The sequence below is a fragment of the Porphyromonas sp. KLE 1280 genome (genome assembly GCF_000700805.1).
GTDB lineage: Bacteria > Bacteroidota > Bacteroidia > Bacteroidales > Porphyromonadaceae > Porphyromonas > Porphyromonas pasteri.
Genome location: NZ_KL362962.1, coordinates 709,841 through 722,301 on the forward strand (window position 1 = coordinate 709,841; position 12,461 = coordinate 722,301).

Here is a 12,461-nt window from a genome sequence, read left to right on the forward strand (position 1 = left end):
TCATTCGCTCTCCCTGCTTCCGAAACTCATACTCTCGCTTCATCCCTACGTTATGATTGAGAGCCTTCTTGATAAGGACGAGGCTGCTGGATCGGGCTACGAGACATCTTCCTAATTAACGGCGGAACAAAAGCTATATAGCTTTCGGGGCATTCCTATATAGGATTGAGTTGATTACTATATAGCTTTCGTCTCATTACTATATAGCTTTCAAGTGATTCCTATATAGGATTACTTCGATTACTATATAGCTTTTACCCTATTACTATATAGCTTTCGGAATAATGCCAATTCACTACAAGGCTTATGATGAGAAAGGTTGACCTAGCAAGTAAGGACTTCATCAACAAATCCCGTTCCTCAGCACCTCGATCATCCGAGGCCAATGTCGAGATCTAGATTAATTAATTTCTCGAGATCTCGATGTCTCAAGTTTAAGTTTACTCGAGCACTAAAGAAATAGAGTGATCAGTAGAGACGATGAAGCGTCCCTTCTTGATACTGGCAAGGTGTGTCTTTGTCCCACAAATTGCTATTTGTAGCACAAAGATCCTTACCCCAACAGGGGGATCAATTAGAGCAGTACTCCCAGCAAATAATCACCCTTGAGCAGCAAGCCATCAGCCTAACGCTAAACTACCGGAAGCGATGATTGCAGATAGATACTACCCCTGGAGCAATAGCATTGATGGCAATAGCATAGTCAAAGTCACTCGTCCTCGTCTAGGTCCAAGACATGTATATCACTATGGTCGAGTTCAGTCTGAATCTCGACATAGAGCTGTCCATCGTGTACGCCTATGCTCTGTATGTGGTTGAAATCACCTGGCGTAAAATCAACTTTTACCTCATCCAGCATTTCATGAGTGCGTAAGTCAATAGCTCCGACATAGGCATTATGCTTTTCTGCGCCATAGAACAAGTAGTCCTTGTAGATAGTCGTAACAAATACATTAGCATTATAGCCTGGATACCTACGAGTATAGACCTCGCCAGTATGAACATCTAGCTCTGCGTATAAGTCTCTATCATCATTGCCGTCCTCCCAATAATGAACATAGAACTGTACCAGCTTATCCCCTCCATACTTTTTGTACTCTCGTGAGGCATCATTCTCCCACAATATCTTCCCTGATGGCACCTCTACGCACAGCACCCGATTCGTTCCCTTAGTCCCTAGCTCCCAAAACCAGACAATAATCACCTTATCCTCGTAGGGATAAACCTGCTTTATATAAGCATCAGGATGGTCTAATTCCCAAAGCACAGCTCCAGTAGTGAGCTCGATGAGCAGACAACCACCTTCCTTCGGTCCTCCTAAGGTGCCCCATAGGAGAGCATAGTTTCCAAACTGTTCGATAAGTCTATAGGGATATGATCTAGTCCATAACACCTCCCCATTTTGAATGTATCTATAGATGTATTCCCCTTTCTCTTTATCTCGCTTATTCATGACATAGAAATGGGGGAGTTTGCCTATCTTCGGATATCCTACAGCTTTGTCTACTTGTAGCTGTAGCTTAATCCCATTCGAAGTCATCTCGTAGATGTCTCCACTAGGAATCATAGCCGCAAATACCCCTCCTCGCAAACCATCCCGAAGAAAAAGCTCCTTCTTCGAAATTTCAACCCCATTCAGTTCTGTGCTTTCTCCGCGAAACCACATAATGCCTAGAGGACTATTCCGTATGTATCCAGCTCCTCTTATAATCTCTCGTACTTCTTTTATCTTCATAATCTAGTTTATTATAAACACCTATAGTGGTTCGCGTGTCGACCCATATAGGCCGCTCTACCTCCCCACGGAGGGAGTGGTGACACATACGGCGGAGGCGGTCGCTTCGCTCTGCGGGCGCACCTGCGCCTTTAGCCGCCATTCCTTTCGGTAGATATGCAGGGTGCTCTCCTCATCCTTTATGTAGAGCCTATTCCCTGCCATCTGTAATGGGAACTGCGCAAGCAGTTGATTACCCGTAGACATCTTCTCTTCCAATGAAATGATATCTCCTATCCAGCTGAACCGGCGAGCCTTCAAGTCGAAGATCCCAGCACAACGGTAGCCATCCGCCTCCCTGTGTCGCTGTGCGATGAACGTAAGGCAATCCCCGTATAGTCGTGCTGCATCAAGATACTCAAACGCCTCTCGTCCAGAAGAATCTACTTCTGAGAACTCATAGCTCTCGATAAACTCAGCTGTAGTAGCATTGAGGATATGTATCCCCCAATTGCTGATCGTTATGATAGCTTTATCCGCCTCGCGAAAGAAAAAGTAAGCGAAGCCTCTGACATATGTGTAGGCTGGATTTGCTTTGTCGGAGGCCGCCGAGGAGAACTGATGTATAGGCTTACCCGTCTCCAGATCCAAAGCTATAAGTCTTGAGAGACGAGTACATATCCAAAGCATCCCATGCGTGAGCCCAAGCACCTTATCAAGATTATCAGGTTCACCGCTACGAGGACGCAGGGGTAAGTCAAAGGTCCAAAGCACCTCGCCAGAGTAGTTCAAACGGCTAAGCTTACACTCGAGGATCTTATAACCGATGATCTCCTCACCCACTTTATACAAGCGGTAAGGGACATTTTGCGCTAAGAGAGGTTGCCCGTCTGAGATCGAAAGGATATTCTCACTCGCCTCAAAGGTCTTGGGGTCACGGACTTGGTACCTAATGTAAGGTCCTACATTTCTATCAAAGAAATACACCTCCCTCTGAAATGTCTTGAGTAAGGTATGCCCCGAATAGATCTCTATGATTCCATAGCGATTATACCACACATAGACGTATTCGCCTACAGAAATGATTTTACTTGCGGTTTCCTCTTTCTCAAGCAAGACACCATCAATACAGAGGTAGCCCCGCCCATTCTCCTCATAGGAATAGTCTCCCGTGATGGGGTTAACGCCCTTCACATTCTTGATTTGGGCAATCTCTTTGTAGGCTATCATTGTCGTCTGAATAAGCTATTTCCTTGGGGGGATATGGGGGAGTTCGCTGTCAAAGTTAGCCCTTTCGACGGTAGTACGGCGGGGGAGCTATCGGAGGGGAGGATGCGGGCTTGCGGATGGGGATGGTATGAACCTATATTGGTCGGCGGGCTGACCTATATAGGTCGTCATAGCGACCTATATAGCTTCATCGTCGGACCTATACTGGTCGCCCCGCTGACCTATATAGGTCGCTACTACCTCCCCGCGGTGGGAGCGGTGGCACAAGCGGCGGAGGCGGTGAGGACAGGCGTAAAGCTGTGCCCCTCGAAACAGCTGTGTAAGACACGTTAATCAGCCCGCTGGTAGATGCGTACCTCATCGTGGGAGTGGGCGATCATTCGGTCGCCGACGATGTGGACTGACTGGATATCCCAACCTTCTCTCATCAGCTACGATGTCATATACACGGACAACGATCCCAAGTAAGAGTGAGCGATGAAGACTACCAATCTTGCATTGATATATATCTACTTATATTAGAAACGGGGCAAAATCGTCTACACCATCTACTCTCTCTGGAAGATATGTAGGGTATCTTTCACATCTTTAATGTACAGCTTATCGCCTGATATATAGAGCGGTTGGGGTGTGACTAAGTGATTACGAGTTGCCTTTCTTTCCTCAAAGGGAATTATCTCCTCTGTCCAAAGTAGCTTGCGAGCTTTCAAATCAAAGATGCCCACTCGGCCTATGCCGTACCAATCAGTTTTCATCTCCGCTAGAAAGGTAAAGTAATCACCCTGAAGATTGGGAGCGTAGATATAATCAAACCTACCAATGCCATCGGGATCGGCCTCTAAGAACACATAACCTTCTGTAAGGCCACCTGTAGTCGCGTTGATAACCTGAACCCCCAAGTAACTGATACAAACAATAGATCTATCAGCCTCCCGAAAGAAACAATCTCCAAGTCCTGCACCTTGAGTGTATTCTACTTTGTCCTGATTTGCAGGATTGCCGGAAAACTGATATACCACCTTCCCTGTAGCTACATCAAGAGCAACTAAACGGCCAAACTGAGTGGAGAACCACAGCAAATCATTAACAACCCCCAGTATTTTGACGATGTGATCTACTTCCCCTGGCGTGTAGATATTATCCTCACCAAGATCTACAAAGGGGAAAGACCATAGGGCCTCAGTCTTATTATCAATGCGCCTAATCTCTTTCTTGCGAAAATTATCGTATGCTATTATCACATCGTCTTCGACATACAACATATATGGAATGGAGTCAGATAAAACAGGATGTTCATCAATAGGGAACGCATAATTGTAGTACGTTTGGAAAGTTGCCAAGTCCAATAAATGCGTGCCTATATACTGAGTTTGTTCGTTTAAGAGATTAGTATTTCCTCCTATTTCTTTCACAAGTACATGCCCCCTGTATAATTCAAATCTTCCCGAAGCATACCAAACATACATATGCGTCCCTCTAAGAGAGAGAGCACAAGGTGCCTCCCCTTTCTCTAGAATCACCCCGTCAAGGACTAGGTAACTCCTTCCTTTTTTTTCATAACTATAGTCTCCATTGTGAGGACAAAATCCTACTACATTTTCTATTCTAGTTTGTTTGATATAGTTCATATCGACAAAATCAGTTAGTTGTTAGTATGGTATTTCTAAATATCAGGAATGCTGAAGCGTTAGAAAGTCCCTGTGCTCAACAAATACGTTCTAAGTCAGTAAAAGTACCGATTCCCATGTGTATCCAGACATTTCTATTTGCATTTGCATTAAATATACTTTCTGCATCTTTTGCTATGGGTCATTCGAGTTGGGCAATTATCTGCTCACGCGTAATGCCTCTGCCTCCCTGCTGGATAATATAGAGCTGGTCAAAGTTAGCCCTTTCAGCGGGGAGTATGGCGGGGCGCAGAGGTGCGGTAGAATGCGAGCTTGCGGTGGGTGGGATGCAAACCACTACTCGTTCGAGGTGCAAACACCGAGAGCTAGGCTTGGATGCAGTCTGATCCAGCTCATAATTGATTAAACTTACTCATGGCATTCGCCTTGATGTCGTCCGCAATGTCGATGTAGGGCTTCATCGCCTTGTAGTCACTGTGCCCCGTCCATTTCATCACGACCTGAGGTGGGATGCCGAGGACAAGCGCATTACAGATAAAGGTACGACGACCAGCATGCGTACCAAGCAGAGCATATTTAGGCGTCACCTCATCAATGCGCTCGTTCCCTTTGTAGTAGGTCTGGCGGATAGGTTCGTTGATACCAGCAAGTTCGGCAAGCTCCTTGAGGTACTCATTCATCTTCTGGTTAGTGATCACGGGCAGTGCCTTGTCGTGCTCAAATACCACATCCTGATACTTCTCCAAGATAGCCTTACTGTGCTTGTTGAGCTCGATGACCAGACTGTCAGAAGTCTTGATCGTAGTGACTTCGATATGATCTTCCTTGATGTCGCTTCTTCTGAGATTGTAGACATCTGAGTATCGCAGTCCGGTAAAGCACTGGAAGAGGAAGACATCACGCACACGATCAAGCGACTGCTTCGCTGGAGGGATCTCGAACTCTCGAAGCCTTGTCAACTCCTCCCAAGTCAAGAAGATAATCTTCTTCTGGGTATCCTTGAGCTTAGGTCTGAAGGTATCGTAAGCATTGTTCCTATGCATTCCTTGGCTGAAGCTCCAACGTAGAAACCATTTCAAGAAGCTGAGCTGCTTCCCGATCGTGCTATTGCGCATCTCGCGTACTTCTCGGAGGTAGCGCACATACTCCGTCAGACCAGCCTCGTTGAAGAAGGAGAAGCTAAGGTCAGCTCGGAAGGCTCTGAGGTGATTCTTCACCGCAGCAAACTTCTCGTAGGTGGCATGCGTCCAGTCATTCTGTCGACCACAGACTCGTATGAACTCATCAAAGGCCTTATAGAAGTCGTTTGAAGGATCGGGCTTATCGGAGGTCGGTTCCACCTGTACATCGTCAGACCTATGGCGGGCATTGAAAGCGTTCTTAACATCAGCAGGGCTTGGCATGACCTCTGCCACTTCAAAGCGCTTGAATACCTCCTGTAGCTCGGTGTAGTAGCCCAAGAGTGCAGCGTTGATCTCTGAGGCTGATTGCTTAAGCTTGTTTGCGCATCCGTTCTTTACTCGTTGCTTGTCTGCATCCCATTTGGCGGCATCAATACGATAGCCCGTGGTGAATTCTATTCGCTGGGAAGCAAAATTCACTCGCATACGGATGGGGACGTTCTCTACGATCAGGACACCATCCTTCTTACGGCTCTCCAGAGCAAAGATGATATTGCGCTTGATATTCATAATTCTCGGGTGTATAGTTTACACACCCAAAGATACACCCAAATAAGGATATAGCAAGGGAGATCCTATGATACTACACTTTAAGGCATACACCCATATACATACTGATAAACAGCACTTTGACATCAAACAAGCATCTATGATAGTTCAAGAGAAAGAGCCTCTCTCTCCGCTGAAAAAGAAAGGGTGCAAATCACAAGCGATTTGCACCCTTTTTTTATACCTAAGGGAATGCAGGTAAGCCCCTACCCTTCTTCGCTGAGGAGGGTAAGGGCTTCGTCGGGGTGTGGATGGGAGGTGGGCTAAAAGCGCTGGCCTTCGCTGCTGGCCTTCTTATTGCGGTAGGCTGCCTTGACGGAATGGATGCGGTAGGAGACGTTCAAGCCGGCGCCCGAGAAGTCCTGCGCTTCGATCTCCTGCGCAAAGATGCCTGCCATCCTGCGCGTCCTGTACTGCTTGTTGTCAAGGAAGAGGTTCTGCAGGCTGAGGTCAAAGGTGAAGTTCCCTATCTCCTTGGATAGCATCAGGCTGTAGCTCCACTTAGCAGAGTACTCACTGAAGAGGCTATGACTTCTACTTGAGTAGCTGGCGTCAGCGTTCACACTCCAGCCCTTCCCCAGCTCTACATAATGGCTTGTCGAGAGCTGAAGCTCTGGGCGATCGAAGGTCAAGCCACTGTACTTGAGGAGCTGCTTTTGGAATTCCACCTCAATTGATGGAGAGTACGGACCGAATGAATCACTCCAATTCAGCCCCAGCGAGAGCGTCGAATAGCTGGGGATATTTATCGTACGCTTGAGCAGCACATCGGCCTTCGTCTCGTGGCGGGCTAGCGCTGTGGTCGCCGTATTCCGAATGTAGTTATAGCTGGCGCTGAAGGACAGCGTCTTGTACGTGCCGAGGAGCTGTAGGGCATCATTGGTCTCGTTGAGTAAGAAGGGACTACCCTGCTGGTAGACGTACTGATTCTCGAGGAGTGTGAAGTTATTCAAGGACGAGTACGCTGGGCGGTGGAGGCTCTTACGATAAGACAGTGTAGCTTGGAGGTCTTCGCCCGAATAAGACAGCGAGAAACTGGGGCTTAGGAAGTGAGGGGAGGGCTTCTGACGGGTGACACGCGTACCATTCTGCGTATAGGAAGAGGCTTCATACTCATATCGCAAGCCTGCATACCACGACAGCCCCAGCCACTGAGCCCTCACATCAACGAAGGTGCCCAGTAGCGTTTGGCCATTCTTCACCGTGGAGCTAATGACGTCAGTCACGATGCCTTGCTCCGTCTGCTGCAGCTCATTCTTATTGAAGCTCAAGGCCAGCTCAGCACCGTAGCCCAGCTTCACCCCCTTGACAGGTGTCTGGAAGGACAGCATCAGGGAGTTCATGCCATAGCGATCAGCCCCCTTGGTCTGCGCATGTGCCGAAGTACCTACCTCGTCGTATACGGAGGACTTCGTCGCACTCCCCAGAAGGATCTCATCGGTGACGTTCACACTCGTCGTCCCTATCTTCCCATTGTAATAGAGGCTAGAAGTGGATTTGTAGGGACGTGAATCTATTTGGGAGGTATAGGGAGTATTCAGGCGTACGATCCCGCTCTCCTTGTGGATCAGCCCCTCAGAAGCGTAATCGATCGTCACAGCAACCACCTTGAGGTTGGAGACAAAGCCGATGTTCGTCTCCTTAGCTGGGGATATATTCAGCCCTAAGCCGCCCATGAAGATGTCACTTCGATTCGTCATATCTGAGGAACTGAAGGTCTCCAATAGGTCTCCACTCCCATTCGGTATGCTGTAGTAATCGCTATTCCCACTCACCGTCGCTGCGCGGCTATAGCCCGCATTGAAGCTCCAATAAGCCCGAGCATTGCTGTGAGCGACGTTGACACCAGTATAGGTGCTGAGGCGATTCTGCAGGAGAGCGTATTGCGAAGCAGAGAAGCTAGTCATATTCTGCTTCTTGATCGTGTGGATCTTGATCACCGAATTCGTGGAGGCCTTGTACTGTGCGCCAGGGGTATTGATGACCTCGACACTTGCGATATCTTGGGAGCGGAGGTGCTGGAGGATGCTCGCATCCTGCACCCGCTGGCCATCCAGGTAGAGGGTCGCTTCACCACCCGTACCCAGCACAGAGAAGGATCCGCCTGATCCCTGCACGAAGGGGATGCGGTTCAGTAGGTTGTCGATTGAGCCGCTATTCCTAAGTGAAGGCACCGCCGCGACGTTGGCGACGAACGCACCATCCTTCAGCTTGAAGGCTTTGCGCTTCGCCCGAACCGTCACATCCTGCAGCTGGTTAGTCTGTACCTCTAAGATGATCTCCGCACCTTCCCGAGGGTAGCGGCTGATAGGTCGCAGTAGATCCTCATAGCCGATGCACGTCGCTCGTATCCACTGCGGAACTTTCCCTTGCTCCGTCGTGATCGAATAGCGCCCGAGCTCGTCGGTGACCCCACCAGCGATGAAGGAGGAGTCTTGCGCTAAGAGGACGATGTTCGCCAGGGGAATCGGTGCCTTGTCTTCGGACGAGATGACCCGCCCCGAGTATATGATCTGCGAGAGCAGCGTGATCTGAGCACAGAGGCAGCAGAGGACGATGGTGAATAGCTTCTTCATGGCTTAGTGGATTTACTTCACATACCTCCCAGTCGCTACGGCATGGCTCTTGGGATCGAACTCCCTCTGGATATAGTACGCTGTCGAAATCATAGCGGAGATGTCGGCGGGTCGCCAAGCAGAGGTGTCCCTGAAAGGAGCTTTGCGATCTCGTCCTTGTAGGACATAGATGATGGCGATATCTCCGAAAGAATCCTTGACGATCACGCGATTCCTCCGCTTGATCACATAGATCCTCCGTAGAAATCCACACACTCCATCCATCGTCGGTGCACTCTCCGTTGCGGCATCAAGACCTATGCGGACCCAGCGCCCTGAGTCGAAGTTAAGCTGATAGCTATACATATAGCCGACATAACGCTTACTATGAGTGCCCGTGCTCTTTACTAGGGTGAAGTCTGGCGAAGCAGCGATGATGGTGTCCTGATCTGAATGGCATTCCTTGAGAATGGAGGCGATATACGCTGCCCGCTCCTTCGGCAGCGCTCCCTTGTTCAGCGCAAGTTGCTCCTCCTTGAGGTTCAGCACCGAGGTAGATACCTTGAAGACGGGCTGATCAGCGATCTTGATCATGTTGGCGCTTGCATCGAGGGCGGTGTGTTGGGCAAAGTGGAGTTCCTGCTGGATACCGCATGAGGCGAGGGCGCTCACACAGAGGCAGGCGAATAGGCTATGAAGGACTCTCTTCTTCATAAGGGTATCGTGAGTTATGGTAAGACGTTTGTGGCGTAGACTCGATGTCTTCAGATTCAGTTGTCTACCACAAACTTAGTAAAAGATATGCACACAAGAAAGGTGCAAAGAAAGAGCCCCCTGACGCATGGCTATTTGCATGCGTCAGGAGGCTTGCTGACTATACTTGCGAGGGGAGGGATGGTATCGAGCCTTACAGTGTAGGCGTCTCTCTGGTGGGCGAATTAACGGTACGCGAGCTACTGCGCTTGATCTTATCTCCGCTGGAGAAGTGCCATGTCACGCTTAATTTGAGGCGTCTACGAGGAGATAAATCCGTACGCTCGAGCTCTGCAAAATCTGTTTTGATACGCATGACCGCTCTATTATGAATAAGGTTGAGCGTCCCAAGATTGATCTGTAGCCGATCATTCAGCAAGCTCATATAGACACCTGCATCTATATCATAGCGTAGCCCTACTTCATGGCTTAGATGCTTCTCTGCTGTCTGTCCAGTAGCCGATAGCGTTAGTCCCATTGTATTACTCAATCTAAACTGCTGGGTGGCACTCCACCCCAGCCAAGCGCTGGAGACGGTCTTACCTGGGCTCTTCTCTGTGTTGTGTCTCACAAAGACCCTATTATTTGTCTGCCAAAAGTCCGACACGCTGGCTGTATAGGAGAGCGAAGTATAGTGCTGTAGACTCGTGCCACTATTCTCGGGTCTCGTGTACACCACATCTGGCTGCATGGGGGCTTGATGAGCAAGCAGATGTATGATGTTCGCACCACTTTTCAGCCTATAAGTCAGTGTCCAATTGGGATTGATGTAGTAATTCGCCTCTACAGAATGAAAGGTTTCTTCCTTTAGGTTTTGGTTACCTATGCTATACAGCTTCTCGTTTTGATAGACAGCCACAGGGCTATAGTAGCCATAATTAGGCAGCGAATAGTCTCGGCGATAAGCTATAGATATACCCGACTGCTTCTGCGGGTTGAGCATGTACTGCAACTGGACATTGGGATACAGACCCGAATAACGGTTGTTCATAGACGCAAGCCGATTGAGATAATCGCTATACTTCATATCTGTTAGCTGATAGGTCAGCCCTACCTGCACGAATGCTCGCTGACCAATCATGCGACTGTACTCTACCCACGGGGCAAAGTCCCCTCCAGAGATCTGGAAGTCTTGTTGCTTTACTTGAGTGAGTATTGTGCTGGCGATACCCGACATTTCGTTTCTGTCTCTCAGACGGCTAAAGCGAATCCCCAAGTTGACACTACTTCCCTTGCTCGACTTCAGTTCTAAACGAGGCTCCACATAGAGGTAGGAGAGCCTCTGCCTCAATTCATTCTCGTCATGAGTATTGAGCTCATAGTCTATATGATCGCTATTGCTCTGATTGAGATACTCGACCTTGGTGGAGAAGGAAGAGTTTTTCCCGACATTCAGATTAGCTCGATAGAGCAAGCCCGCATTACCTTCGACGAAAGAGCTATTGGTCTTTTGTCTCAGACTCAGCAGCTGCCCGTTGTGGTTGGTTTGATTGATGCGGTCCTTAATCAGATATAGCCCTCCATAAACATGCAGGGATTGCGTCGGAGTAAGCTGATACTGTAGCCCCAAATTCTCTAGAAGAGCCAAGGACTCCTTATCCGAATGAAACTTTCGATCTACATGATGAGTGCCGTAGTTATCTTGACGCTTGTACCTTGTGCGATAATTCCCTGAACCCAGTTTAAGGTTGTTATATACAGATAGCTTACCAAACTGATATTGTAGCGTAGGAGTGAGGATGGCATCTACAAAACCCTCTTCGTCTGCCTGTGCCGTCAAGCCAATAGCCCCAAGAAGTCCCTCCTTCTGTCGAAGAGTTACACGCACGATACCTCCCTGGGCTTCTTGCCCAAAGGAAGCTCCAGCATTCGGTATCACCTCGATATGCTTCACCATATTGGTAGGGATGGAGCGTAATTGCTCGGCCGTAATCTTGCGATCTCCAAGATAGATGATGGTATGGTCTTTACCATTGACCAAGATATTTCCGCTAAGCACCTCGACTCCCTGTATATAGCGCAGAGTCTCCATAAGGCTCTTCCCTTTAGCAATGGGATTACCTTGGATGCGCACAGAGAGATCTCCCGAGGGAGAACGCTTGACATAGGAGCTAAGCACGACGACCTCTGACAGTTCGGTGGCGTCACCCTCCAATATGATATTACAGACCGGCTGAGCTGCTATTGTGCGAGCCTTGTAGCCAATACACTTGGCGGTGAGTATATGCTCAGACGCAGACAGCGCATCAAAAGCAAATAGCCCCTGGGCATCTGTCAGACAGCCTGCTACGAAGGTACTGTCCGCACGCTTACGAGCAATAACGTGGGCTAACTCGATAGGTTTCCCCTCGGCATCTACTACGGTGCCTTTGATAGCTTGGGCTAAGAGAATTTGTTCACTACAGAGGAGTACTACGAGGAGTAGGAAGCATTTAGTTAGAGCCTTCATGGTGTTCAATTTTCTTTTGCAGACGATCGGTTGTGTCGAGGGCTGTTTGTGGGGCAAGGCAGAGCGCCTGCTGAGCTCCGTATGAGGCGAGAGTGCTCACACAGAGACAGGCGACATAGACTATGAAGGGCTCGCTTCTTCATAACGGTACCGTGAGTTATGGTAAGACGTTTGTGGTGTAGACTTGATGTCTTCAGATTCAGTTGTCTACCACAAACTTAGTAAAACATATGCACACAAGAAAGGTGCAAAGAAAGAGCCCCCTGACGCACGGCTATTTGCATGTATCAGGGGGCTTGCTGACTATACTTGCGAGGGGAGGGATGCATACCACTACTTGTTCGTAGTGCAAACCAATAGTGGTTCACGAGTCAACCACTATTGGTCACTACTATGAACCTA

7 protein-coding genes are annotated in these 12,461 nt (G+C 48.6%); all 7 read right to left on the reverse strand.

Annotated features, from left to right (window positions below):
• Positions 1 to 709 precede the first annotated feature (709 nt).
• Positions 710 to 1,735: a PQQ-binding-like beta-propeller repeat protein gene (locus HMPREF1121_RS02765; protein ID WP_044114534.1), complete on the reverse strand. Its 1,026-nt coding sequence runs from the start codon at positions 1,733 to 1,735 to the stop codon at positions 710 to 712.
• 57 nt (positions 1,736 to 1,792) lie between these two features.
• A complete protein-coding gene (locus HMPREF1121_RS02770; protein ID WP_044114535.1) occupies positions 1,793 to 2,944 on the reverse strand; it encodes a PQQ enzyme repeat protein in 1,152 nt (383 codons plus the stop codon).
• Positions 2,945 to 3,492: 548 nt separating this feature from the next.
• Entirely contained in the window at positions 3,493 to 4,572 is a 1,080-nt protein-coding gene (locus HMPREF1121_RS02780; protein ID WP_044114537.1) for a hypothetical protein, read from the reverse strand.
• Between the two features lie 392 nt (positions 4,573 to 4,964).
• A complete protein-coding gene (locus HMPREF1121_RS02785; protein ID WP_044114538.1) occupies positions 4,965 to 6,263 on the reverse strand; it encodes a site-specific integrase in 1,299 nt (432 codons plus the stop codon).
• A gap of 302 nt (positions 6,264 to 6,565) precedes the next feature.
• Positions 6,566 to 8,878, reverse strand: a complete 2,313-nt coding sequence (locus HMPREF1121_RS02790) for an outer membrane beta-barrel protein (protein WP_232223723.1) — start codon at positions 8,876 to 8,878, stop codon at positions 6,566 to 6,568.
• 12 nt (positions 8,879 to 8,890) lie between these two features.
• Complete coding sequence (locus HMPREF1121_RS02795; RefSeq protein WP_044114539.1) at positions 8,891 to 9,571, reverse strand: hypothetical protein; 681 nt, start codon at positions 9,569 to 9,571, stop codon at positions 8,891 to 8,893.
• A 193-nt stretch (positions 9,572 to 9,764) separates the two neighbouring features.
• Positions 9,765 to 12,059 (reverse strand): TonB dependent receptor, encoded by a 2,295-nt coding sequence (locus HMPREF1121_RS02800; RefSeq protein ID WP_052353563.1) that lies wholly within the window; start codon positions 12,057 to 12,059, stop codon positions 9,765 to 9,767.
• Positions 12,060 to 12,461 lie beyond the last annotated feature (402 nt).